The sequence below is a fragment of the Streptomyces sp. NPDC051684 genome, assembly GCF_044453445.1.
Taxonomy (GTDB): Bacteria; Actinomycetota; Actinomycetes; order Streptomycetales; family Streptomycetaceae; genus Streptomyces.
On sequence record NZ_JBITCS010000028.1, the window covers coordinates 18059 to 41037 of the forward strand.

Genomic DNA, 22979 nt, shown 5'->3' on the forward strand with positions numbered 1-22979 from the left:
ACGAAGCAGTGGGAAGAGGGGGAGCATGCGCGAGACCGAGTCCGCTCGGGCGCTGTCGGCGGCCATGGCGATCGGCTCGTCGCTGGGACTGAGCGTGGACGGCGCCACCGTCCTGCACGACTCGAACAAGTTGACCGCGCGCCTGCTGCCGTGCGACGTGCTGGCCCGCGTGGCACCGATGGACGATCACGTGGCGGACTTCGAGGTCGCTCTCGCACTGCGGCTCGCGGACGTCGGGGGCCCGGTGGCCGCGCTCGACCCGCGTGTTCCTCCACGGGTGTACGAGCGGGACGGCTTCGTCGTCACCCTGTGGACCTACTACGAGCCCACGGACGCGCCCCGAGTCGCTCCGGCCGACTACGCCCTCGCGCTCGAAGGGCTGCACAGCGCCATGCGCGCCGTCGACGTCCCGGCCCCGCACTTCACTGACCGGATCGCCCGCGCGCAGCAACTGCTCGCGGACCACGACCGCACGCCGCGGCTCGCCGCCGCGGACCGGGAGCTGCTGAGCGGCACCTTGCGCGGGCTGGGGCGGACGCTCGGCGAGCGCGGTGGCGGCGAGCAGTTGCTGCACGGTGAGCCGCACCCCGGGAACGTTCTCGCCGCCAAGGGCGAGGGTCCGCTGTTCATCGACCTGGAGACGTGCTGCCGCGGGCCCGTCGAATTCGACCTCGCGCATGCGCCCGAGGAGGTCGCCGCGCACTGTTCGGGGATCGACGAGGAGCTGCTGGCCGCGTGCAGGACCCTCGCACTCGCGGTCGTCACGACGTGGCGGTGGGACCGGGACGACCGGTATCCCGACGGCCTGCGGATGGGCCGGGAGTGGCTCGGTCGGCTTCGGAACGCGCGCTGAGCCGACTGCGTCCGCCGGGCTGCTCGCGAACCGCCGCCACCACGTCCCGCAATGTCTCCCCCAGCGGCAGCTGCACCCGCACGCCCCACCGGTCGCCGCGCGTGGGCTGGTTGTTGACGATCAGGACCGGCGTTCCGGCGTCCGCGGCCTGGCGCACGAAGCGCAGCCCGGACATGACGGTCAGCGAGGAGCCCAGGACGAGCAGCGAGCCGGCCCCGGCGACGAGCCCGCGACAGGCGGCGACCCGGTCGGGCGGCACATTCTCGCCGAAGAAGACGACGTCCGGCTTGAGCACTCCGACACCGCAGGCCGCGCAGGGCACCACACGGAAGTCGCGTACCGCCTCTTCGGGGAGTTCCACGTCGCCGTCGGGGTTGACCCGCGCGGTGCGGTGCCGCTCGGCCTCGGCCTCGAAGTGCGGATTGGCCTCGCGCAGCCGCCGGTCGACTTCCGCGCGGGTGGTGAAGGCGCGGCAGTGCAGGCAGAGCACGCGGCTCAGGCTGCCGTGCAGCTCGATGACCTCCGGGGCGCCCGCGGCCTGCTGCAGCCCGTCGACGTTCTGCGTGATCACGCCGGTGACCAGGCCGGCCTCGGCCAGCTCGGCCACGGCGACGTGTCCGGCGTTGGGCCGGGCGCGGATCATGGCCCGCCAGCCCAGCTGGCTGCGCGCCCAGTACCGCTGCCGGGCCTGCTCGCTGCCGGTGAACTCCTGATATGTCATGGGGGTGTGCCGGCGCAGCGAGCCGTGCTCCCCGCGGTAGTCCGGGATGCCCGATTCGGTGGAGAGCCCGGCCCCGCTCAGCACGACGACCCCACCCGCGCGCACGGCCTCGACGACGGGCGCCAGATCGGTCGTTGCGGGCGGCAGGTCTCCGGACGGTTCCCAGGTCAGGGTCGGTCGGGTACGCATGCGGGCCAGCTTACGTACGCGACGGCCCGAACGCCGAGCGATCCGGTGGCCCGCCCGGCCTGCGCGGGTGCCGTCGCTCGCTCCGCTCAGCCGGGGAGCTCCGCCGGAACCCTTTCTACGTATCGCGGGGGAAGGCCACCTTCGTGAGCTCTTCGGAGACCTGCCACATGCGCTGCGCGTCCTCCGTGCCGCGCAGGCGCGAGTACAGCTTCTGTTCCGCGGGCGGGCCGCCCATGTGCCCGATGCCTCGCGGGCCGTAGAACCGGCCGCGTCCGGCGTCCGGGGAGGTGGCGGCGCAGAGGGCCGGGAGCTGCGCGGTGCGCACGGTCCCGACGACGATGCCGCGGGCGGACAGCGTCCTGATCAGGCGCACGCCCAGGGTGTCCTTGGCGCGGCCGACCTCGGGGCGGGCGGCGAGGAGGTTCGTCGGGGCGACTCCGGGGTGGGCGAGGTTGCTGGTGATGTCCCATCCGTGGGCTCGGCTGCGGCGGTCGAGTTCGAGGCCGAAGAGACCGAACGCGATCTTCGACTGGCTGTAGGCCTTCATGCCGTCGTAGGAGTGTTCCCAGTTCAGGTCGTCCCAGTTGATGGCGCCCTGGTTGGCCGCGACGCTGACCTGCGAGGTCACCCGTGCCCGGCCGGCGCGCAGCAGCGGCAGCAGGTGGGCCACCAGGGCGAAGTGGCCGAGGTGGTTGGTGCCGAACTGCAGCTCGAAACCGTCGGCGGTCGTCTGCCGGTCGGGCGGGGTCATGACGCCGGCGTTGTTGATGAGCAGGTGGATCGGCCTGCCCTCCGCCCGCAGCGTCTCGCCGAGGGCCGCGACGGAGCCGAGCGAGGACAGGTCGAGTTCGCGGAGCGACACGTCCGCGTGCGGGGCCTTCTCGCGGATCGTGGTGAGCGCGGCCTCGCCCTTGCGCGCATTGCGTACGGGCAGGACCACGTCGGCACCGGCCGCGGCGAGCCGCGTGGCGAGGCCGAGCCCGATGCCGTCGCTCGCTCCGGTGACGACGGCGCGCTTGCCGGACAGGTCGGGGACGGTGATGTCGATCGGTGTGCGGGGCATGCCCAGAGCCTCGGACGATGCCGGGGCGACGGCAACCGGTGAAGGGGGGATCGTCAGTCCGTGGTTGTCGCGGTGCGGCAGCGGTAGAAAGGGGTGTCGGGAGCGGCGCGCACGGAGACGGAGCCACAGGTGATCGACCGGACCGGACTCGCGGAGTTCCTCAGGCGCCGCCGCGAGTCCCTGCAACCCGAGGACGTGGGCCTGCCGCGTGGGCGACGCCGCAGGACGGCCGGTCTGCGCCGGGAGGAGGTCGCCGCGCTGTGCCACATGTCGACCGACTACTACGCGCGGCTCGAGCGGGAGCGCGGACCCCACCCGTCCGCGCAGCTGATCGCCTCCATGGCGCAGGGCCTCCACCTCTCCCTCGACGAACGCGACCACCTGTTCCGGCTCGCCGGACACACCCCGCCGCCGCGCGGCGCGGACAGCGCGCACATCGGGCCGGGCCTGCTGCGCATCCTCGACCGCCTGCACGACACTCCCGCGGAGATCGTCACCGAGCTCGGCGAGACACTGCGCCAGACCCCGCTCGGCATCACGCTCACCGGCGACCAGACGGTGCACACCGGACCGGCCCGCAGCATCGGCTACCGCTGGTTCACCGACCCCGCCACGCGCCGGCTCTACGCCCCCGAGGACCACGCCTTCCTCACCCGCGCGTTCGTCTCGGGCCTGCGGGGCGTGGCGACCCTCCGGGGGCCCGGCTCCCGCGCGGCCCACTACGCCGACCTGCTGCTCGCGCGGAGCGAGGAGTTCCGCCGGGTGTGGAACGACCACGAGGTCGGCCTCCGTCCCCGCGAGGTGAAGCACTTCGTCCACCCCGAGGTCGGCGCGCTGGAACTGACGTGCCAGACGCTCGTCGACCCCGACCAGTCCCAGCTGCTCCTCGTCTACACGGCCGCCCCCGGCAGCGAGAGCCACGAGAAGCTGCGGCTGCTCTCCGTCATAGGGGCGCAGGCGCTGCGTGGTCAGGTGCTCGACGAGCTCGCCGCGGGTGACGGTCGGCAGCGCGTGGGCGGTGAAGTCGCCGACGACTGAGGAACCTACGCGCGCGTGGTGGACGTCCCCACCGCCACCGCGTTCGCCGCCACGATCACGGCGATCGCCAACCAGGCCAGGGAGTCGAGGTGTTGGCCGAGGACGAGGAGGCCGACGAGTGCCGCGAAGACCGGGTTGACGCTCATGAAGACGCCGAAGAAGCGGGCGGGCACCCGGCGCAGCGCCAGAAGGTCGGACAGGAACGGCACCGCCGAGGACAGGACGCCCGCCGCCAGGGCGCAGAGGAGTGCCGGGAGGGTCGGCGGATGCAGGTACAGGACCGCGCCGCCGATCGGAAGGTAGAGCAGCCCGGAGACGCCGGCGGCCGCGGCCGAGCCCTGGAGGCCGGGGAGGCGGTGGCCGACGGCCCGATTGAGCAGGATGTAGCAGCCCCAGCACACCGCGGCGACCAGGGCGAGCGCGATGCCGAGGTAGTCCGTGCTCGGCCGCGGGCGGGTGAGCACGACGACGGCGACCGCCGCCGCGAGGGCGCAGAGCAGGTCGAGGCGGCGGCGCGTTCCGGCGAGGGCGACGGTGAGCGGGCCGAGGAATTCGAGGGTGACCGCGAGGCCGAGGCCGATCCGGTCGATGGCCAGGTACAGCGTCAGGTTCATCGTGGCGAAGACCGCGGCCAGGGCGAGCACGAGGCGCCATTGGGCGGCGGTGAAGGAGCGGACGCGCGGGCGGCCCGCCGTCAACAGCACGACGGCGGCGACCCATTGGCGTACGGCCACGACCCCCGCGGGGCCGAGCACGGGGAAGGCCAGGGCCCCCAGGGACGCGCCGGTCTGGTTCGACAGGCCGCTGCCGAGCATCAACGCGATGCCTTGGGCGGGGGAAGCGGGTCCGGAAGCGGCGGTGCGGGTCGGCTGCGCCGGAGGGTGGGATGTGGTCGCCATGGTGTGAGATTCGCCCCGCCCGGCCCATACGCAAAATGCATACGGTGCGTCTCACATACGCTGAGCGTATGGATGAAGGAAGCGGTCTCGCCGGTCTCGAACTGCGGCATCTGCGCTGCCTGCTCGCGATCGTCGACACCGGCAGCTTCACCGACGCCGCGATCCAACTCGGCGTCTCCCAGGCCTCGGTGTCCCGCACCCTGCACGCCCTGGAGACCGTCCTCGGCGTACGCCTCCTGCACCGCACGAGCCGCACCGTCACGCCCACCACCACCGGCGTCCGGGTCGTCCAGCACGCCCGGCAGCTGCTCACCGAGGCCGAAAACCTCGTGCGCGAGGCCACCACGGGGCACACACGGCTGCGGATCGGGCACGCCTGGGGAGCGTTCGGCCGGCACACCACCGAGTTCCAGCGCCGCTGGCACCAGCGGTACCCCGACGTGGAGTTGCTCCTGGTGCGGCACAACAGCCCCACCGGCGGGCTCGCCGAAGATGCCTGCGATCTCGCCGTCGTACGCCACCGGGCGGATCTGCGGCGGCGCCACGCCTCCGCCGTCGTCGGCCACGAACCCCGCTACGTCGTCATGGCCGCCGACGACCCCTGGGCGAAGCGTCGCCGCGTCCCGCTCGCAGACATCCGCGGGCGCACCGTCGTGGTGGACCGGCGCACCGGCACGACCACCGCCGACCTGTGGCCGGGCGATCCGCACGGCGAGGTCGAGTACACGGCCGACGTCGACGACTGGCTCGCCGCCATCGCCACCGGCCGCTGCGTCGGCGTCACCCCGCAGGCCACGGTCGCCCAGTACCGGCGTGAGGGCGTCGTCTTCCGCCCCGTGTCCGGCGCGGATCCGGTGCCGGTGCGGGTGATCTGGGACGAGCGGGACCCTCATCCCCGTACGCATGCGGCCATCGCGTTGCTGAGCGAGTTGTACGGCGGCTGACGGCCGTCGCCGGCCGCCCGCGGCTCACTCCAGGTCCAACCGGACCAGCACCCGTCGCATCGCCTCGGACACCGCCTCGCGCGCGGCATCGCCATGGTCGAGGCCCTCGAAGGCGTGCGGCGCCCCCGGTACGTCGATCACCTCCAGCGGCGCGTCGCCCGCCTCGGCCGCCGCGACGAACTCGGCCACCGTCGCCGCGACCGCGGAGGCCTCGAGGCCGACCCGGATGAGGACGAACGGTGGCGTCCCGCCCTGCGCCATCACGTCCGCAGGCCGGAACCGGGGGTCGTTCACGCCCCAACTGGGCAGCGGCGCCATGATCGGATAGCTCGCCGCGAGGCAGCGCAGCCACATCGGTGCCTCCCTCAGCCACGGCGCCGTCAGCGGACCGCCGCCGGAGAAGAACCACAGCGCGATCCGGTCCGCGTCGACCCGCGGATCGGCCCGCACCTCGGCCACCGCTGCGGCCACGTCCTCGGCCGCCGTGGGGTACGCCGTGACCGCGTGCAGCCCGTGGTCGAGGGTGACGCCGATCGCACCCCGCGAGGCCGCGAGGCGGGCGTAGCCGACCAGGGTCGGCCACTCGCGCGGCGTCGGGCTCGCGTCCTCCGGAACGGGTCCGCCGTGCACGATCACGACCGCCGGGCGGGGCTCCCCCGCCCCGCCCTCGGGGACGTACAGGTCGATGGCGCCGCGCCGTTCGCGCGGGATCTCCGGTACGTCGAGGAGGAACGGCCGGAAGTATCCGGACTGCACCGATTCCTGCTCGCCCACGGGTTCGAGCCGGGTGCCCTCGTCGGCCGCCGCGCGCAACAGTACATCGGCGAGTTCCTCCGGGCAGGACAGCATCGGCCAGTGGCCGGTGGGCAGTTCGAAGAAGGTCACGTCCTGGCGCACCAGCGCCTTGATCGTCGGGTCGCCGAAGCTGAGCAGCATGCGGACGGTGCCGATGGTCGCCCCGCTCTCCGCGCAGAGCACCCCGGTCGACGGCAGGCCGTCCGTCGCGCCGGTCAGCCGCAGCGGTCGCAGCAGGGTGCCGAGCGGCTGGGGAGCGGCGTGCGCGGTCAACCGGTCCAGGGCCTCGTCGGGGACTCCGGCGGTGCTCCCCCAGCGCGCCCACTCCTCCCGGCCGGGCGGTGGCAGCTCGCCCACGGTGTCCCCGTCCTTGGCGAGGCGTTCACGCAGCCCCTGGTCGGGGACCGCGGCGAGGGCCACGGCACCGTCCTGCACCGGTCCCGTGTCCAGGTACACGACTCGTGCGATGCGGTGGGCCCGCCGGTCCGCGGCGCCCGACGCCGGGTACGCACCGTAGTCGTGCCCGACGAGGACGATGTCCCGGCCGCCGGCTTCTCCCGCTTCCCCCGTTCCCTCCGTGATGGTGTCGATGGCCGCGACGACCCTCGCGATGTGCGCGTCCAGATCCGTGGCCGGCCCGAGGTCCACCACCTGGACCCGCGCGCCCTCGGCCGCCAGTTTCGCGGCCGTCTCCCGCCATGCGTCCGGCCCCGTGAACAGGCCCGGCACCACTACGAACTCCGTCATTTCCCCGTCCTCCATCGGTGGTTATCGGTGGCGGGAGGTACGTTAGGAACTCCCCCTGAGGGAGGTTCAAGTGCAGGTGTCGACCGACTCGTCCGGCCCGCTCGACTCGCCCGCAGCTTCCGGCTCGTCCGACGGGCTGTGGAGCATCGGTGAGCTCGCCGAGCATGCGGGCACGACCGTCAAGACCGTCCGCTTCTACTCGGACACCGGCCTGCTCCCGGAGCGCACCCGCAGCGCGGGCGGACACCGCCGGTACGGCTCCGACGCCCTCGACCGGCTCCGCATGATCCGCTCGCTGCGCGGTCTCGGTCTGCCCGTCCCCGAGGTGCGGCGCATCGTCGACGAGCGGGCGGGGGCGGACGGCGCGCTGGAGGACGCCGTCGCCGGGCAGCTGCGCACCCTCGGTTCCCGGCTCAGCGCGCTGCGCTGGCAGGAGGCGGCGCTGCGCCTCGTTCAGGAGTGCCCGCCCCAGGAGCGGGCGGACCGGCTGCGGCTCGTCGGCGCGTTGGACACCCCGCCGAGCACGGCGCCGCTGGCCAGGTTCTGGCGGGCCTGGCTGCCGCCACGGATGCCGGCCTCGTCGCGAACGGCCTTCCTGGAGGCCACGGTTCCGGCCCCGCCCGACTCCCCTACCCCGGCCCAGGTGCTCGCCTTCGCGCGGTTGTGCGCGCTGGTGACGCGCCCCTGTTCGCCGGACACGGGACCCACCCAGCCCGCCGCGCACAGCTCGGCGGGGGCGCGCGAATCCTCCGTGCTGTACGCCGGGTTGGCCGAGGCCTACGACCTGGCGGCCGCGCCGATGCGGGCGGGCGCGGCGCCCGCGCCGGGCGACGCGCTCGACTGCTTCGTCACGACGTACGCGCGCGTGACCAAGGCTCGCGACACCCTGCCGTTCCGCCGTGGCCTCGCCCGGCAGCTCGCCGCCGATCCGCGTCTCGACCGCTATTGGGACCTGGTGGCGGAGCTGACCACCCCGGACGGCGCCCGCCTGAACCGACTCCGGGAACGGCCCACGACTGGCTCCTCGCCGCGCTGGACGCGCAACTCGCCGACGCCTGATCTCGCGGCCCCTCGGGCTCACTTCGCCGCCTTGTGCGAGGGGAACAGCGGTGAGGGTGTGTGGTCAGAGGTCGGCCACCGGAAGGTGGGAGTGGGAAGGCTCGGCAGCTCGGTTTTCGGCGGGTGCTTGCCGCCGCCCGACCGGCTCCCCGATGGCGAGGGACTGGGTGAGGCAGACGGCGAGCCCGACGACTTGCCGCCCTTCCGCTTCCCGTCCCCCTTCTCCCCGCCCTTGCCCTTCCCCTTGTCCTTGTCCGGCTTCGCGGAACTTATCGGGCGTGCCCGAGTCCTTGTCCGGCTTCGCGGACTTATCGGGCGTGCCCGACGGTTCCCCGTCCCCCCGGCAGCCCGGCCGTCGGCACGGCCCCGTTCCCGTACACGCGCATCCAGCTCAGCACCAGCTCCAGGTACGCGTCCGAGTGGTTGTACGCGAGGACCGCCCTGCGGATTCCGGTGCCCCGCGTCGGGTCGCCGCCCGCCGCGCACAGGTAGCGGCCGGCCGCCGGCCACGCGTCGTCGATCTGGTGCGGGTCGCAGACGCCGTCCCCGTTGCCGTCGCTGCCCCAGCGGCGCCATGTGGAGGGGATGAACTGGGCGGGGCCCACGGCCCGGTCCCAGACCCGGTCGCCGTCCCAGGCTCCGTTGTCCGAGTCGTGGATGGCGGCCACGCCCGGGCTGCCGTCGAGTCGGGGACCGAGGATGGGAGTTGCCAGGAACTGGCCAGGATCCGGGGGGCGCGAGGGCCTGGCCGTCGACAACGAGGAGACCCTGTCCGGCATCCGCTGCATCGCCGCGCCGCTGCGCGGCTGCGGCCCGACCACGGCGGCGCTGTCCCTGTGCGGGGACCAGCAGGCGGTGGACTTCAAGGAGTTGGCGCCGCTGGTGCACGACGTCGCGGGCGAGGCGCGGCGGGCGGTGTTCCCCCGGCTTGGCCGGCACCGAACGGGGTAGGGCCGGTTCGGGACCCGCTCTCCCCCTGGAGGCCGCCATGCCGGAAACCGTCACCGACCTCGACGCCCTGTCGTTCGAGCCGCTGACCCCCACCGCGTATCTGGACCGTGCCGCGTCGGCGCACGGCGACCGGATCGGCGTCGTCGACGGTGAACGGCGTTGGACCTACGCGGAGTTGCACGACCGCTGCACCCGCCTTGCGGGCGGCCTGGCGCCGCTGACCGACGGGCGTCCGGTGGCGGTGCTGGCTCCGAACAGCCACGTACTCCTGGAGGCGCACTACGGCGTGCCCTGGGCGGGCGCCCCGCTCGTGGCGGTGAACACGCGGCTCGCGGCGGCCGAAGTGGCGTACATCCTCAGCCATTCGAAGGCGGCCGTGCTGATCCACGACCCGTCGTTCGACGTCCTGGTCGACGACGCGCTGGCCCGTCTGGACACCCCGCCCCAGCGCATCAGGACGGGCGAGGACTACGAGTCCCTGCTGGCCGGGGCCGAGCCGCTGCACCGCACCCCGTCCGACGAACGCTCCCTGCTCGCCGTGAACTACACCTCGGGGACGACTGGCCGGCCCAAGGGCGTGATGTACCACCACCGAGGCGCGTATCTGCAAGCGGTGGCGATGGTCGGCCACACGGGTCTGACGCCCTCCTCCGTGCACCTGTGGACGCTGCCGATGTTCCACTGCAACGGCTGGTGCTTCCCGTGGGCGGTGACCGCGGCGGCCGCCACGCACGTGTGTCTGCCGAAGCTCGACCCGACCGAGGTGTGGCGGCTGATCCGCGAGGAGGGCGTGACACACCTCAACGGCGCGCCCACGGTCCTCTCGATGATCGCCTACGCCCCGGAAGCCGCCCCACTGCCACGGGGCCGCACCATCCGGATGGCGACGGGCGGCGCCCCGCCCTCTCCCGCGATCCTGCGCAGGATGGGCGAGTTGGGCTTCGACGTCACACACCTCTACGGGCTCACGGAGACGTACGGGCCCGCGATGCTGTGCGACTGGCGCCCCGAGTGGGACTCCCTGGACGGCGCGGCACAGGCCCGCCTCAAGGCCCGCCAGGGCGTGGGCAACATGATCTCGTGCACGGCCCGGGTGATCGCCGACGACGGCACCGACGTCCCGGCGGACGGCACGATCACCGGCCAGATCGCGCTGCGCGGCAACAACGTCATGCTCGGCTACCTGGACGACCCGGAAGCGACGGCCGCCGCCGCGCCGGACGGCTGGTTCCGCACCGGCGACATCGGCGTCGTGCACCCCGACGGCTACGTGGAACTCCGCGACCGCTCCAAGGACGTCATCGTCTCGGGCGGCGAGAACATCGCCTCGGTCGAGGTCGAACAGGCCATCATGGACCACCCCGCGGTCCTGGAGGCGGCGGTGATCGCGGTCCCCGACGAACGCTGGGGCGAGGTCCCGGCCGCGTACATCACCCTCCGCGACGGCGCCTCGGCGACCGCCGCGGACATCATCGACCACGTCCGCTCCCGCCTCGCCCGCTTCAAGGCCCCGAAGACGGTGACCTTCGGCGAACTCCCCAAGACATCGACCGGAAAGATCCAGAAGTACGTGCTGCGGGAGAAGGCGTGGGCGGGGGCGGCGCGGCGGATCAATTGACCGGCCCCTCGGCGGACCGGCCGTCGTGGTCTAACCTCGCCCCGTGATCGGCAATCGGATACGCGAGCTGCGCAAGGCACAGAAGATGACCGTGCGGGAGCTGGCGGCGGCGGCCGGGGTGTCGACCGGCCTTGTGAGTCAGGTCGAGCGCGGGCTCACCGACCCCAGCCTGGAGACGCTGCGCCGGCTCTCCGCCGCGCTCGGGCTTCCGCTGTTCGACCTGTTCCGGCAGGACGAGGCGGAGGAGGTCGCGGTGGTGCGGCGCGAGCGGCGGATCCAGGTGCGCTCGCCGCAGGGCGGGATCGAGTACACGCGGGTGTCCGCCGGGTCCGCCCGACTTGAGGTCCTGGAAGGGACGTTGGAACCGGGCGGGGCGTCGTCCGAAGAGCGCTTCAGCCATGCGTCCGAGGAGTGCGTCCTGCTGCTCAGCGGCAGCCTCGTCGTCGAAGCGGGCGACGGGCGCCACGAGTTGGGGCCGGGCGACAGCTGTACGTTCGACTCCCGTGTCCCGCATCGCTATGTCAACGAGGGCGAGGAGGCCGCGCGGTTCCTCGTGAGTGTGACGCCGCCGAGCCGGTGACCCCCGGCTCACACATGCCCGTGCCCGCACACCCATTGACGCGGCACACACCAGGCTGGTTCGATCACCGGCACTGAACACGTTCACCAGGATTGAATGCGAGTCGCCCCGTGCCGATCGACACCCTGGACACCCCCGAACGCTTCCGCGCCCGGTTCCCCTCCCTCAAGGACACGGTCCACCTGGCCAGTTGCAGCCAGGGAGCGGCGTCCGAGCACGTGCTGACGGCGCTTCAGGAGTTCCAGTGGTCCATGCGCAGCCACGGCGCACCGTGGGGCGAGTGGATGGTGCAGGTCGATGTCGCGCGGGCCGCGTTCGCCGCGCACATCGGTGCCGACGCGGACGAGATCGCGGTGGTGGGCTGCGCCTCCGACGGGGCGTACCAGGTGGCGTCCACGCTGGACTGGTCGCGCCGTCCCGGCCTGGTCACGACGGACATGGAGTTCCCGTCCATCGCGCATGTGTGGCTGGCGCAGGGCGGGCGGGGCGCGCGGGTGCGGCACGTGCCGGACGAGGACGGGGTGGTGCCCGCCGCCGGGTACATCGATGCCATCGACGAGTCCACCCACCTCGTCTCGATCCCCCTGGTCTCGTATCGCAACGGCGTCCGGCTGCCGGTCGCCGAGACCGTCCGGGCGGCCCGGGCCGCCGGCGCGCGGGTGTTCGTCGACGCCTACCAGGGGCTCGGCGTACTCCCCGTCGACGTACGGGAGTTGGGCTGCGACTACCTGGTGTGCGGGGCGCTGAAGTATCTGCTCGGCGTTCCCGGCATCGCGTTCCTGTATGTGCGCGGTGGTGTGCGCGACGAGGTGGCGCCGCAGCTCACCGGGTGGTTCGGGCGGGTCGACCCCTTCGGCTTCGACCCGCGTGCGCTCGACTTCCCGGACACCGCGCGGCGCTTCGAGACCGGCACGCCGTCGATTCCCTCCGCGTATGCCGCGGCGGCCGGGCTGCGCACGCTGGCGGAGGTCGACGCCAAGGACGTCGAGGCGCACATCCGTGAACTCACCGCGTACGCACACCGCCGCCTCACCGAGACCGGCGAGACACTCGCCTCACCCTCCGACCCCGAACTGCGCGGGCCGCAGGTGGCGATCGCCGATCCGGCCCCGGACGCGCTGGCCGCCGCTCTCGGCGAGCGCGGCATCGTCACGAGTCCGCGCGGCACCCTGCTCCGCGTCTCGTTCCACTACTACAACACCATCGCCGACGTCGACGCGCTGATCGCCGCGCTCGGCGAGATCCGCGCCACATAGCCGAACAGCCAAGCATCCGCACGTCCAGGAACACCGCACCCACCACGGAGCGAGTGACATGTCCGACGACCCGCGCACCGACCCGGCGCCACCGCAGGACCACGGCCTGAAACGGGCCCTGACCGGGCGTCAGCTCAGCATGATGGGTCTGGGCGGCGCCATCGGCACCGGCCTGTTCCTCGGTTCGAGCCTCGCCATCTCGGCCGCGGGCCCGGCCACGGTGATCGCCTACGTGGTGTGCGCGCTGATCGCCCTGGTGATCGGCTGGGCGCTCGCCGAGATGACGTCCGTGCATCCGGCCGCCGGGTCCTTCGGCAGCATCGCGCGGCACTACCTGGGCCCGCTCGCGGGGTTCGTGATCCGCTGGACGTACTGGACGATCCAGGTGATCGCGATCGGCGGCGAGGTGATCGCGGCCGGCATCTACGTGCGGTTCTGGTGGCCCGAACTCCCGCTCTGGCTCCCGGTGGTGGCGTTCTCGCTGCTGCTGCTCGCGGCGAACGCGCTGAGCGTCGGCGTGTTCGGCCGCCTGGAGTACTGGTTCTCCACCATCAAGATCACGGCTATCGGTGTCTTCGTGCTGCTCGGCTGCGCGTACGTGTTCCTGGGCCTGCCGGGACACGCCGCGGTCGGCACCTCGAACCTCTCGGGCCACGGCGGGCTGCTGCCGCACGGCATGAGCGGCCTCGCCACGGCCTTCGTGTTCGTCATCTTCAGCTACATCGGCACCGAGATCATCGCGGTCACCGCGGCCGAGTCCGAGAACCCGGTCCGCGACATCCCCCGCGCGGCCCGGCGGATGGTCGTGCGCCTCGCGTTGTTCTACGTCCTGGCCATGGCGGTCGTCGTCACCGTCGTGCCATGGACGCGCACCGCGCAGGGCGGCGACGTCACGGCGAGTCCCTTCGTGCAGCTCTTCGACGTCGCGGGCATTCCGGCGGCGGCCGGCATCATGAACTTCGTCGTGCTGACCGCGGCCCTGTCCAGCGCCAACGCCAACACGTACCTGGCCACCCGGATGATCCACTCCCTGGCGGTGGACCGGCACGCGCCGCGCCTGTTCGCCGGAGTCGGCACGCGGGGCGTCCCGCACCGGGCGCTCGCCGTCTCCGGCATCGGTCTGGGCGCGGCGGCGCTCCTGTCGGTGCACTCCGAGGACACGGCGTACATCCTGCTGTTCGGGATCTCGGTGTTCGGCGCGCTGGTGGTGTGGATCCTCATCCTGGCCACGCATCTGGCCTTCCGCCGCCACCGCACCCGCAACGCTCTGCCCGCCTCACCGGCACGGCTGCGCGGCGCTCCCTTCACGACCGTCGCTGCGGCGCTCGCCCTCGCGGCGATCCTGGTCTCGACCGTGTTCATCGAGGGCCTGGAGGACTCCTGGAAGGCGGGTCTGCCGTTCTTCGCGGTGCTGGTCCTTGTGTACCGGTTCGGGGCGCGACGGTACGAGACGGCCGCGGCGCTGCCGGACAGTACGGTGCCGGAGGGGGCTGTCCCGGCCGCTCGCGCACCGCGGGACGTCTCCAACGCGCCGGATCACTCCAGATAGTGGGCGCGCCCGTCGTCGTCCATGTCCACGGACCCTTCGGGCAGGATGCAGAACTCGTTGCCCTCCGGGTCCGCCATCACCAGGAACCCGCCTTCGTCGTACTCCTCGAGCCGCCGCCCGCCGAGCGCCTCGACGCGCCGCTGTTCGGCGGCAAGGTCGGGCGAGGTCAGGTCGACGTGCATGCGGTCCTTGCCGGGCGTGGGCCGCGGATTGCGCTGGAACCCGAACACGAGGCCGCCCTCCTGGCGCAGCCAGATGTAGGGGCCGGTGCGGCTCTCGACGGGCCGCCCGAGCAGTTCGGACCAGAACGCGGCCAGCCGCTCGGGGTCCTCGGCGTCGACGACAAGGGCCGCGATCTGCAAGGGCTTCGGTGTCATTCGGTGACCTCCGGGAGTGGGTCCGTGCGCGGGATTCAGGTGGTCAGGTCCTCCACGATCCGCTTGGCGAGCCGTTCGGAGGACGCGGGGTTCTGGCCGGTGTAGAGGTTCCGGTCGACCTGTTTGTACGGGCGCAGCGGCAGACGGCCCTTGCGGTAGTCGGCGCCGTTCTCCCGCAGCCGGTCCTCCAGGTACCAGAGCGCCTTGCGGCCGAAGCTGTTGAACTTCTCCTCCAGGTTGAAAAGGCCCGTCATCCGGTACCCGGCGAACGGCCATGCGTCTGGTGACGCGGTGACCTCGTGGCGAGCGGAGTGTGGGGTGCGGCTGTGTCATGTCGGCTTACTCCAGACGAGACGGGCACGCCCGAACCTCGTAAGGAGGCGACTCGGGCGTCGGTGTGCCGTGCATCATCGAGGAATCCCTGCCGACCGCGACATGTAGCGGTCATCCAGGTGCGGCCGGGGACTCGTGTGAGCGGGGCCCATGGGCGGCCGGTCCAACTCCCGTTACCGGCATGCTCGTTCGCCACGAGCGACCCGCTCAGAACCCCGCCCGGACCGTCGACGCCCACCACGTCGTCCACGTACACGCTCGGACGACCCCGACCGCCTGAAAAGGCACTAGCCTGAGCTGTTGAGCGTTTAAGCAGCCGCGTGAAGCCGCACTCAGGAACCGGGAGGCTCGGGAGCATGACGCAGCCCGTCAGCTTCAGCACGCTGAACCTCCCCGAGGAACAGCACATCGCTCTGTGGGAGCGGCACAATGCCGAAGCGCTGATCGGGTTGACGTGCCGCTCCCTCGGTGAGGCGCGGCTGGACGCCACCGAGATCAATCTGCAGTTGCCGCGGGTCCATGTCGCGCGGGTCCTCGGCAGCCCGCACATCGTGGAGCGTCCCCAGGCGGTGATCAGGCGCACGCCGTCCGAGGCGATGGCCTGCTATCTGAACCTGGCGGACGACGCGTTCTTCTATCACGACGACGGGGTCCACCTGCTGCGCTCGGGGCAGTTGATCGTGTGCGATGCCGACCGGCCCTTCGTCCGGGGCTTCTCGAAGGGGCTCGAGGAGCTGGCGATCAAGGTGCCCCGTCCGGTGTGGCGGGACATCGGCGGGCCGTCGACGCTGCGGCGGCCCCTCGTTCTGGACGTCGACGAAGGCTCCGTCGGGGCGCGGACGTTCGCCCGGCTCGCCGGGCGGGCGCTGCGTCCCGGGGGCGCCGACACCGTCGACGAGCAGACCCTGCTGGGGCTGCTCGGCAGCCTGGTGACCGGCAGGCCGCCCGCCCTGGCCGCGGCCCATCGGGCGATGGCCAAGGTCTACATCGACAGGCACCTGGACGAGCCCGGTCTCTCGGCGCCGCGCGTCGCCCGTGGCGTGGGCATCAGCGAGCGGCACCTGTCGCGGGTGTTCTCCTCGGGCGGCTCCAGCGTTCCCCGGTATCTGCTGGAGCGCAGGCTGGAGTTGGCGTACTCCCTGCTCTCCCGGGGCGGGACCACGACAGTCGCCGAGGCCGCGGTGCGCTGCGGCTTCGGCTCGGCCGCGCACTTCTCCCACCGGTTCAAGGAGCGCTACGGGGTGCGGGCCTCGGACGTCCTGCGCGAGGCCCGCATCGCGGCCGGCTAGCCGGCGTCGGGTGCCAGCGTGATGTCGAAGCGGACGCGGGACCAGGACCGGCCCTCCAGGTCGCGTCCGTCGGGGGTCGGTGTGTCGGCCGCTTGGGCCGCGAAGTCCTTGACGAGGGACTCCTTCACGCCGAACACGGCGTCGCTGTCGAGCAGTTCGTCGCCCCGGACGAAGATGTGCGTCACGAGCGTTCGCAGATCGGGCGCCGTGACCATGAAGTGCAGGTGCGGCGCCCGCATCGGGGAGCGGCCCGAGGCCGCCAACAGCCCTCCGACCGGACCGTCGTGGGGAATGGGGTACGGGGTCGGGGTGAGGCCCCAGAACCGGTAGTGGCCCTGGGCGTCCGAGAACAGATGGGCGCGGGCCGCGACGCGGTCGTCGGCGTACTGCGTGTCGTAGAAGCCGTCCTCGTCGGCCTCCCAGACCTCGATCCGCGCCCCGCTCACGGGCTTGCCCGCGGTGTCGGTGACACTGCCCTCGACCCAGCAGGGTTCTCCGGCGGCGCCGAAGGCGAGGTCGCCGCCCTGGTCGATCTCAGGGCTGTTCTCGGTGAAGAACGGTCCGAAGACGGTGGCTTCGGTGGCGTCGCCGTATGCTTCGTTGTTGACGGCGACCGTCTGCATGGACACACCGAGGACGTCGGAGAGCAGGATGAACTCCTGGCGGCGTTCGTCGGTGAGGTGCCCGGCCCGGGTGAGGAAGTCGATGCCCGCGCTCCATTCCTCCTCGGTGAGCCGCACGTCCTGGACGAACGCGTGCAGGTGCCGGGTCAGTGACTGGAGGACCTGTCGCAGCCGGGGGTCGGCACAGTCGTCGAATGACCGCAGGACCTGCCGCAGGACGTCCGCCTCGCGTTCGCGCTGCTCGGCGGGAACGTCCGAGGGTGTGTTCGGGGTGTGCGTCATCGGGGGTCGGCTCCTTCCCAGGCGGCGTCGAGCAGTGCCGTGATGCCTGCTGGTGTGACGGGCCGCGGGTTGTCGGCCGGTGCGGCGGCGAGGACGGCTTCGGTCGCCGCCGCGATGCCGTCGTGCGGCATGCCGAGGTCCCGCAGCGAGCGCGGCGCGTCCAACTGGGCGCGCAGGCGGGCGAGCCCTTCGTTGGCGGTGGGGGCGTCGAAGGCCGCGGCGAGCCGCCGCTCGGCCTCGGGGGCGTCGGGCGCGTTGAAGGCGAGGACGTGCGGGAGGACGACGGCGTGGGTCTGGGCGTGCGGCAGGTTGAACGCGCCGCCCAGGACGTGGCAGATCTTGTGGTGCAGTCCCGACCCGGCGGACGCGAAGGCCACGGCGGACAGGTAGGCCCCGTACAGGGCCCGCTCCCGGCCCTCGAGGCCGCCCGGTTCCGCCACCACCTGGGGCAGTCCCGCACACAGCGCCCGTGCGCCTTCGGCGGCCAGGGCCTGGCTGAGGGGGTCGGTCCGCGGGGCCCACAGGGAGTCCACGCAGTGCGCCAGCGCGTTCAGGCCGGAGGCGACGCTCAGGCCGACGGGGAGTCCGAGCGTCAGCTCCGCGTCGTAGACGATCGTGCGCGGGAGGACCTTCGGGTCGGTGCCGGTGGTCTTGACGGATCCCTCGGTGAGGCCCCACACCGGGGTCGCCTCGGAGCCCGCGTAGGTGGTGGGGACGGCGACGACCGGGAGCCCCGACGTCAGCGCGACCGCCTTGGCGAGCCCGGTGGCCGAGCCGCCGCCGATGCTGACCAGGACGTCGGCGTGATGGGTCGCGGCCACCTCTCGCGCGCGCCGCGCCGTCTCGACGGGGACGTGCATGGTGACCTCTTCGTGGCGCACCGCCACGGGCAGGCCGTCGGTGACGCGCTCGGCGAGGTCCTTCGCCGAGGGGGCGGCGATGACCATCGCCCGCTCGCTGCCGAGGCCGCCGAGTGCGGCGGCGAGGTTCTCCGCGGCCGCGCCGGAGGCGAACCGCACCGTCTGCGGTAGCGTTTCGTGGACGAAGTGCATCAGGGCTCGTTCCTTCCCAGGACGGCTGCCATGGCCCGGCGCAGCTCCCGAGCGGGGTCGTCGGGGAGTGTCGCCGACCGCCACGCGATGTGCTTGTCGGGGCGCACGAGCAGCACACCGCTCTCTTCGGTGCCGCGCAACCCGGCCCAGTCGTAGTACAGATCGGTCACGTCGCGGCCGGGCCCGATGACGACCGTGGCGAGCGGGACGCCGAGCTCCGCGCCGACCTTCTCCGCGGCCTGCTCCCACGCCTCGCCCGCGATGCCGGTGAGGAGCGTCCAGCGGTCGTAGGGCGCCAGGTCCATGAGCGCGTGCCGGTGTGCGCTGTCGCCGACCCAGGCGTGCGGCAGGTGCGCGCCGGGGACCGTCGACATCTCGTAGTAGAGGTCCGGGTCGCGGGCGGGCGCGGGGGGTTCACCGCCGTCGGGGACGATCGCGGCGGAGGTGTAGTGCTGACCGAGTTCGACTCCGTGCGCGTTGAACTCGTAGTTCTTCAGCTCCATGGCGCGTACGAGGGCGGCCCGTTTGGCGGCGCCCGCCGGGGTGTTGTCCTTGCGTTCCTCGATGGCGGCCGCCATCTCGGCCTCGGTGGTGGCGTCGAGCAGGCCGAGCGCCTCGAAGATGTCGACGAACTCGCGGCTGGACTTGTTGGCCCGCTTCACGATCCGCTCCGCGACCGGTGCCCGCTCGGTCGTGTAGGTGTCCAGGAGCGAGGGGTCCGCATGGCCCGTGAGGACGGCCGCGAGCTTCCAGGCGAGGTTGTAGGAGTCCTGGACGGAGGTGTTCGAGCCGAGGCCGTTGCTCGGCGGGTGCCGGTGGACGGCGTCGCCGGCACAGAACACCCGGCCCTCGTGCAGCCGGGTCGCGTACATCTCGTTGTTGCCCCACAGGCTGGTGCCGGTGATCTCGACGTCCAGGTCCGGGATCCCGAGGAGGTTGCGGACGATCCGCACGGCGGCGGCCTCGTCGACGACCGGGGGTTCCTCGGCGATGTCGTAGCCCCACACGATGAGCCACTCGTTCCAGGGGCGCACCATGCGGACGAGTCCGGCACCGATGCCGCCGACGTTGGAGCCGGGCTGGACGACCCAGTACAGGACGGACGGGCGGTGTGCGACATGCCGGGCGATGTCGGCCTTGAAGGTGATGTTCATCGAACCCGCGATGTCCATCGCGCCCTCGAAGGGGAGGCCGATGTCCGCCGCTACCTGGGACCGGGCGCCGTCGGCGCCGATCAGGTACTTCGCGCGGATGCCGTACGCGTGGCCGGTGAGCCGGTCGAGGACCCGTACGGTGACACCGTCGGCGTCCTGGGTGTGGGACAGGTACTCGGTGGAGAACCGGGTGTGCGCGCCGCGCTCCGCCGCACCCCGGACGAGGATCGGTTCGAGGTACGTCTGCGGGATGTCGACGGTGAGGCAGGGCGAGGCCAGGCGGTAGTCGCCCTCGCGGTCGGGGCGCGTGCCCCAGGTGCGGATCCGGCCGATCTCCTCGCCGGCGATGCTCGTACAGAAGACCGTGTCGCCGACCAGGGCGTGCTCAGTGGCGTCGGCGAGCACCTGGTCCTCGATGCCCAGGTCGCGGAAGACCTCCATCGTGCGCTGGTTGGTGATGTGCGCGCGGGGTGTGTTGGCCGTCCACCGGTACTTCGTGATCATGATCGTGTCGACGCCGAGCGTCGACAGCAGGAGCGCGGCACTGGCCCCGGCCGGGCCCGAGCCGACGACCACGACGTCCGCTGTCACCGTGGGTCCTGCGGGTGGCTCGGTCTCGGGTGTCCCATCGCTGAATGCGGGCATGGTGGGGGCCTTTCCGGCGTCGGTGTCGGAGCCGCAAGTCTCCAGCCGCACCGGCCCACTTCGGAACCGTGGGTACCGAAGTGGGCGGGTCCGCCAACACATGGCGGATTCACGAAAGCCGCCCCTCGCCGGGGCGGGGCCCTACATCCCCTTGGCGCCCTCGCGGATCGCCTCCCGGATCCGGAAGTACGTGCCGCACCGGCACACGTTCCGGATGCCGTCCAGGTCCGCGTCGGTGATGGCGCGGCCCTCCTCCTTGGCGCGGCGGACCACGGCGACCGCGGCCATGATCTGGCCGGGCTGGCAGTAGCCGCACTGGGCGACGTCCTGGTCGAGCCAGGCCTGCTGCATCGGGTGCAGGTCCGCGTCCACGGTGTCGGCGAGGCCCTCGATGGTCGTCACCTCGTCGTCGGAGGCCAGCTCCTTGACGGGGATCGAGCAGGGGTTGACGGCCTTGCCGTTGAGGTGGCTGGTGCAGGCCTTGCAGACGTTGATGCCGCAGCCGTACTTCGGCCCTGTGACGCCCAGGATGTCGCGCAGTACCCACAGCAGGCGCACGTCGTCCTCTACGTCGACCGTCACCTGCTCGCCGTTGACGCGAAAAGTGTGCTTGGGCACGGGGTTTCCAGCCTCCCTGAATGGTCGGTGAGCCACGTGTGCGTGGGTCAGATCGCGTGGTCGAGGCCGTCGGTCGGCGACTGCGGGACCGGCGGGACGGTCGGCTTGGGCGTGAAGGACAGGGTGCTGTGGTTGATGGGGAACGTCGTCGGCGTCGTGCCGGTCGCCCTCGCGTACGCGCACGCCACCGCGGCCATCGAGGCGGCGACACCCAACTCCCCTGCCCCGCCGGGCCTTTCGCTCGTGTTCGGCATGACGATGATGTCGAGTTCGGGCGGGGTGTTCCACTGGCGCGTGTAGAGGTAGTTGTCCCAGCTCGCTTCCAGGAAGTGGCCGTCCTTGAGGTGCAGGCTGGAGGTGAGGGTCTGCGCGATGCCGTCCATGAGGCAGCCCATCATCTGGGCCTCCAGGCCGCGGGGGTTGACCGCGAGGCCCACGTCGACCGCGCAGACCGCCTTGGTGACCCGGGGGCCGGTGACGCCGTCGCGGATCGGCCGGTTCACCGTCTCCGGACGGCAGTCGATCTCCACGAGGACCGCGTTGGCGGCGTGGTACTCGGTGTGCACGGCCACGCCCTGCGCCACGCCGTCGGGCAGGCTCCTCCCCCACTGCCCGACCTCGGCGACCTTGACGAGAACCGCGCGGGCCCGCTCGTCGTGCAGGAAGTCCCGGCGGAACGCGAGCGGGTCCTTGCCCATCTTCGCGGCGAGCCGGTCCACGATGAGTTCGCGGGCGCAGGTCACGTCCGGCGAGTAGACGTTGCGCATGCTGCCGGTGTTGAAGCCCTTGTCCGTCTCGTTGAGGAGCCGGCTGTACGCCCCGAACTCGTACGGCATGGACTGCGACAGCTGGAAGAACGTCTCGGAGAACGCGAGGTCGACGACGGGCAACTTCGCGGCCACGGAGGTGAGGGCCTCGCCGAAGCCCATACTGAGGTCGGTGGAGACGCTGGTGTGCCGCTGCTTGAAGCCGAGCACCTTGTTTCCCACGTACGAAGCACGCACGCGCGAGGTGGCCATCGGGTGGGCGCGGCCCTGGCGGGCGTCGTCGGCGCGGTGCCACATGAGGCGGACGGGCTTGCCCATCTTCTGGGAGATCTCGGCGGCTTCGAGGGCCGCGTCGAAGAACAGCTTGCGGCCGAACGAGCCGCCGCTCTCCGTGACATGGACGGTGACGGCGCCGACCGGCAGGCCGAGGCGGGCGGCGATGGTCTGCCTGGCGACGATCGGCGACTTGAGGCCGCCCCAGATCTCCGCCTTTCCCGAACGGACGTCGGCGATGGCGCAGTTGGGCTCGAGGGCGCTGTTGCCGCGGAAGTGGAAGGTGAAGGTCTCCTCCACGGTGCGGCTCAACGACGGCAGCCCCATGGAGGGTTCGGCCCGCTTCAGCTCGGCGAGGACCGTGGCGTCGGACTTGCCCTCCGCCGTGCCGCCCCGCCAGGACACCTCCAGGGCGCGCACGGCGTCGATGCACTGGCCGAACGTGCGGGCCCGCACGGCGACACCGGTGGACACGACGGCGACATCGGTGACACCGGGCATGGCGCGCACCGTGTCGAGGTTGGCCACCGAGCCGACCTTGCCGTTGATGGTGGGAGCGCGGCACACCATGGTGGGCAGCGCGTCCGGCACGGCGAGGTCCATGGCGAACTTCTTGGCGCCGGTGACCGCGGCGCGGGCGTCGACGCGGCTGTGCGGCTTGCCGATGACGGCGAACTCCTCGGCGGACTTGAGCCGCGCGGTGGCCTTCTGGGTCGTGGCCGCGGCGGCCTTCTCCGCCAGTTCCCCGATGCCGATGCTCTTGCCGGCCGGGCCGAGGATCACGCCCGCCTTGATCTCCAACTCGTCGACCACCGAGTCCAGTACGAGCGCCGCGGCGTCGAGGAGCCTGCCGCGCGCGATGGCGGCCGCCACCCGCACCGGGGTGTAGGTGGCGATCGTCGTGTTGGAGGCGCCGGTGAGCTGGTTGAAGAGGAGTTCGGGGCGGGCGTCGGCGAGCGTGACGTGCACCCGGTCGAGGGGGACGTCCAGTTCCTCGGCGATCAGCATCGCCGTCGATGTGGTGATGCCCTGGCCGACCTCTGCGCGGGGCAGCGCGAAGGACACCGTGCCGTCCTTGTTCACCTGGACGGTGATGAGCGCGGAGGTCGGCGCGGCGGCCAGGGACAGGGCGTCGTTGAGGTCGACGACCTCGGTGATGTCGAGGGACGGCAGACCGCCGGCCCCCGCCACATCCTTCGCCGCCGTTCCCTTGGCCGCCGCCTCACTTGCCGGTGCGAGTTCGGCCGCGGCCACCAGCGTGGGTGCCGCCAGTACGTAGCCGAGCAACTGTCGTCTGCGCATAC

The 22979-nt window shown here is 72.2% G+C and carries 20 protein-coding genes and 2 pseudogenes; 10 read left to right on the forward strand and 12 right to left on the reverse strand.

Annotated elements, in window-relative coordinates; all coding sequences use genetic code 11:
* The first annotated feature begins 25 nt into the window (after positions 1 to 25).
* Positions 26 to 853, forward strand: coding sequence for a phosphotransferase (locus ACIA8D_RS29390; protein ID WP_399236963.1), 828 nt, complete (start codon positions 26 to 28; stop codon positions 851 to 853).
* On the opposite strand, the gene ACIA8D_RS29395 is transcribed toward ACIA8D_RS29390, so the two are convergent.
* Positions 762 to 1763 carry a Sir2 family NAD-dependent protein deacetylase gene (locus ACIA8D_RS29395; RefSeq protein ID WP_399236965.1) on the reverse strand — a complete coding sequence of 334 codons (1002 nt, stop codon included), beginning with the start codon at positions 1761 to 1763 and terminating at the stop codon, positions 762 to 764. The genes ACIA8D_RS29390 and ACIA8D_RS29395 overlap by 92 nt on opposite strands.
* A gap of 115 nt (positions 1764 to 1878) precedes the next feature.
* Entirely contained in the window at positions 1879 to 2826 is a 948-nt protein-coding gene (locus tag ACIA8D_RS29400; protein ID WP_399236967.1) for an SDR family oxidoreductase, read from the reverse strand.
* 129 nt (positions 2827 to 2955) lie between these two features.
* On the opposite strand from ACIA8D_RS29400, the gene ACIA8D_RS29405 reads away from it, so the two are divergent.
* Complete coding sequence (locus ACIA8D_RS29405; RefSeq protein WP_399236969.1) at positions 2956 to 3864, forward strand: helix-turn-helix transcriptional regulator; 909 nt, start codon at positions 2956 to 2958, stop codon at positions 3862 to 3864.
* Positions 3865 to 3869: 5 nt separating this feature from the next.
* Here ACIA8D_RS29405 and ACIA8D_RS29410 read toward each other — a convergent pair whose 3' ends face one another.
* Positions 3870 to 4763 carry an EamA family transporter gene (locus tag ACIA8D_RS29410; protein ID WP_399236971.1) on the reverse strand — a complete coding sequence of 298 codons (894 nt, stop codon included), beginning with the start codon at positions 4761 to 4763 and terminating at the stop codon, positions 3870 to 3872.
* Between the two features lie 68 nt (positions 4764 to 4831).
* Here ACIA8D_RS29410 and ACIA8D_RS29415 point away from each other — a divergent pair, with 68 nt between their 5' ends.
* The gene (locus ACIA8D_RS29415; RefSeq protein WP_399236973.1) at positions 4832 to 5707 is read left to right on the forward strand and encodes a LysR family transcriptional regulator; all 876 of its coding nucleotides are present in this window, start codon (positions 4832 to 4834) and stop codon (positions 5705 to 5707) included.
* 24 nt (positions 5708 to 5731) lie between these two features.
* On the opposite strand, the gene ACIA8D_RS29420 is transcribed toward ACIA8D_RS29415, so the two are convergent.
* Positions 5732 to 7249 carry an alpha/beta fold hydrolase gene (locus ACIA8D_RS29420; protein ID WP_399236974.1) on the reverse strand — a complete coding sequence of 506 codons (1518 nt, stop codon included), beginning with the start codon at positions 7247 to 7249 and terminating at the stop codon, positions 5732 to 5734.
* A gap of 76 nt (positions 7250 to 7325) precedes the next feature.
* On the opposite strand from ACIA8D_RS29420, the pseudogene ACIA8D_RS29425 reads away from it, so the two are divergent.
* Positions 7326 to 8308, forward strand: a pseudogene (locus ACIA8D_RS29425) (MerR family transcriptional regulator).
* 308 nt (positions 8309 to 8616) lie between these two features.
* On the opposite strand, the gene ACIA8D_RS29430 reads toward ACIA8D_RS29425, so the two are convergent.
* Positions 8617 to 8976, reverse strand: coding sequence for a lytic transglycosylase domain-containing protein (locus ACIA8D_RS29430; protein WP_399236976.1), 360 nt, complete (start codon positions 8974 to 8976; stop codon positions 8617 to 8619).
* Positions 8977 to 9007: 31 nt separating this feature from the next.
* On the opposite strand from ACIA8D_RS29430, the gene ACIA8D_RS29435 reads away from it, so the two are divergent.
* The 5 genes from ACIA8D_RS29435 (at position 9008) to ACIA8D_RS29455 (ending at position 14262) form a co-directional block, all read left to right on the forward strand.
* Positions 9008 to 9259: an IclR family transcriptional regulator C-terminal domain-containing protein gene (locus tag ACIA8D_RS29435; RefSeq protein ID WP_399236978.1), complete on the forward strand. Its 252-nt coding sequence runs from the start codon at positions 9008 to 9010 to the stop codon at positions 9257 to 9259.
* A gap of 37 nt (positions 9260 to 9296) precedes the next feature.
* Positions 9297 to 10877: an AMP-binding protein gene (locus ACIA8D_RS29440; RefSeq protein WP_399236980.1), complete on the forward strand. Its 1581-nt coding sequence runs from the start codon at positions 9297 to 9299 to the stop codon at positions 10875 to 10877.
* Positions 10878 to 10920: 43 nt separating this feature from the next.
* A complete protein-coding gene (locus ACIA8D_RS29445) occupies positions 10921 to 11457 on the forward strand; it encodes a helix-turn-helix domain-containing protein (RefSeq protein WP_399236982.1) in 537 nt (178 codons plus the stop codon).
* A gap of 110 nt (positions 11458 to 11567) precedes the next feature.
* A complete protein-coding gene (locus tag ACIA8D_RS29450) occupies positions 11568 to 12713 on the forward strand; it encodes an aminotransferase class V-fold PLP-dependent enzyme (protein ID WP_399236984.1) in 1146 nt (381 codons plus the stop codon).
* Positions 12714 to 12771: 58 nt separating this feature from the next.
* On the forward strand, positions 12772 to 14262 hold the full coding sequence (locus ACIA8D_RS29455) for an amino acid permease (RefSeq protein WP_399236986.1): 1491 nt from the start codon (positions 12772 to 12774) through the stop codon (positions 14260 to 14262).
* Here the strand turns inward: ACIA8D_RS29455 and ACIA8D_RS29460 are convergent.
* Together ACIA8D_RS29460 and ACIA8D_RS29465 are read right to left on the reverse strand one after the other, a co-directional pair.
* Positions 14250 to 14639: a VOC family protein gene (locus tag ACIA8D_RS29460; RefSeq protein WP_399236987.1), complete on the reverse strand. Its 390-nt coding sequence runs from the start codon at positions 14637 to 14639 to the stop codon at positions 14250 to 14252. The two genes, ACIA8D_RS29455 and ACIA8D_RS29460, sit on opposite strands and share 13 nt — an antisense overlap.
* Before the next feature lie 35 nt (positions 14640 to 14674).
* Positions 14675 to 14917 (reverse strand): annotated as a pseudogene (locus ACIA8D_RS29465) (type 1 glutamine amidotransferase domain-containing protein); the annotation flags it as partial.
* Positions 14918 to 15328: 411 nt separating this feature from the next.
* On the opposite strand from ACIA8D_RS29465, the gene ACIA8D_RS29470 reads away from it, so the two are divergent.
* Positions 15329 to 16261, forward strand: coding sequence for a helix-turn-helix transcriptional regulator (locus ACIA8D_RS29470; protein ID WP_399236989.1), 933 nt, complete (start codon positions 15329 to 15331; stop codon positions 16259 to 16261).
* Here the strand turns inward: ACIA8D_RS29470 and ACIA8D_RS29475 are convergent.
* The 5 genes from ACIA8D_RS29475 to ACIA8D_RS29495 all read right to left on the reverse strand — a co-directional run bounded on the left by ACIA8D_RS29475 (position 16258) and on the right by ACIA8D_RS29495 (position 22977).
* The gene (locus tag ACIA8D_RS29475) at positions 16258 to 17166 is read right to left on the reverse strand and encodes a dioxygenase (RefSeq protein ID WP_399236991.1); all 909 of its coding nucleotides are present in this window, start codon (positions 17164 to 17166) and stop codon (positions 16258 to 16260) included. The genes ACIA8D_RS29470 and ACIA8D_RS29475 overlap by 4 nt on opposite strands.
* Entirely contained in the window at positions 17163 to 18218 is a 1056-nt protein-coding gene (locus tag ACIA8D_RS29480) for a maleylacetate reductase (protein WP_399236992.1), read from the reverse strand. Before ACIA8D_RS29480 ends, ACIA8D_RS29475 begins: the two co-directional genes overlap by 4 nt.
* On the reverse strand, positions 18218 to 20017 hold the full coding sequence (locus tag ACIA8D_RS29485) for an FAD-dependent oxidoreductase (protein WP_399236993.1): 1800 nt from the start codon (positions 20015 to 20017) through the stop codon (positions 18218 to 18220). Before ACIA8D_RS29485 ends, ACIA8D_RS29480 begins: the two co-directional genes overlap by 1 nt.
* Positions 20018 to 20158: 141 nt before the next feature.
* Positions 20159 to 20635: a (2Fe-2S)-binding protein gene (locus tag ACIA8D_RS29490; protein WP_399236995.1), complete on the reverse strand. Its 477-nt coding sequence runs from the start codon at positions 20633 to 20635 to the stop codon at positions 20159 to 20161.
* 47 nt (positions 20636 to 20682) lie between these two features.
* On the reverse strand, positions 20683 to 22977 hold the full coding sequence (locus tag ACIA8D_RS29495; RefSeq protein WP_399236996.1) for a molybdopterin cofactor-binding domain-containing protein: 2295 nt from the start codon (positions 22975 to 22977) through the stop codon (positions 20683 to 20685).
* Positions 22978 to 22979: the final 2 nt, after the last annotated feature.

What these genes read in the sequence shown, in the direction of transcription:
- ACIA8D_RS29390 (WP_399236963.1), top strand. Translation starts at nt 26, where the DNA reads ATGCGCGAGACCGAGTCCGCTCGGGCGCTGTCGGCGGCCATGGCGATC.
- ACIA8D_RS29395 (WP_399236965.1), bottom strand. Translation starts at nt 1,763, where the DNA reads ATGCGTACCCGACCGACCCTGACCTGGGAACCGTCCGGAGACCTGCCG.
- ACIA8D_RS29400 (WP_399236967.1), bottom strand. Translation starts at nt 2,826, where the DNA reads ATGCCCCGCACACCGATCGACATCACCGTCCCCGACCTGTCCGGCAAG.
- ACIA8D_RS29410 (WP_399236971.1), bottom strand. Translation starts at nt 4,763, where the DNA reads ATGGCGACCACATCCCACCCTCCGGCGCAGCCGACCCGCACCGCCGCT.
- ACIA8D_RS29415 (WP_399236973.1), top strand. Translation starts at nt 4,832, where the DNA reads ATGGATGAAGGAAGCGGTCTCGCCGGTCTCGAACTGCGGCATCTGCGC.
- ACIA8D_RS29420 (WP_399236974.1), bottom strand. Translation starts at nt 7,249, where the DNA reads ATGACGGAGTTCGTAGTGGTGCCGGGCCTGTTCACGGGGCCGGACGCA.
- ACIA8D_RS29435 (WP_399236978.1), top strand. Translation starts at nt 9,008, where the DNA reads ATGGGAGTTGCCAGGAACTGGCCAGGATCCGGGGGGCGCGAGGGCCTG.
- ACIA8D_RS29440 (WP_399236980.1), top strand. Translation starts at nt 9,297, where the DNA reads ATGCCGGAAACCGTCACCGACCTCGACGCCCTGTCGTTCGAGCCGCTG.
- ACIA8D_RS29455 (WP_399236986.1), top strand. Translation starts at nt 12,772, where the DNA reads ATGTCCGACGACCCGCGCACCGACCCGGCGCCACCGCAGGACCACGGC.
- ACIA8D_RS29460 (WP_399236987.1), bottom strand. Translation starts at nt 14,639, where the DNA reads ATGACACCGAAGCCCTTGCAGATCGCGGCCCTTGTCGTCGACGCCGAG.
- ACIA8D_RS29470 (WP_399236989.1), top strand. Translation starts at nt 15,329, where the DNA reads ATGACGCAGCCCGTCAGCTTCAGCACGCTGAACCTCCCCGAGGAACAG.
- ACIA8D_RS29475 (WP_399236991.1), bottom strand. Translation starts at nt 17,166, where the DNA reads ATGACGCACACCCCGAACACACCCTCGGACGTTCCCGCCGAGCAGCGC.
- ACIA8D_RS29480 (WP_399236992.1), bottom strand. Translation starts at nt 18,218, where the DNA reads ATGCACTTCGTCCACGAAACGCTACCGCAGACGGTGCGGTTCGCCTCC.
- ACIA8D_RS29485 (WP_399236993.1), bottom strand. Translation starts at nt 20,017, where the DNA reads ATGCCCGCATTCAGCGATGGGACACCCGAGACCGAGCCACCCGCAGGA.
- ACIA8D_RS29495 (WP_399236996.1), bottom strand. Translation starts at nt 22,977, where the DNA reads ATGCGCAGACGACAGTTGCTCGGCTACGTACTGGCGGCACCCACGCTG.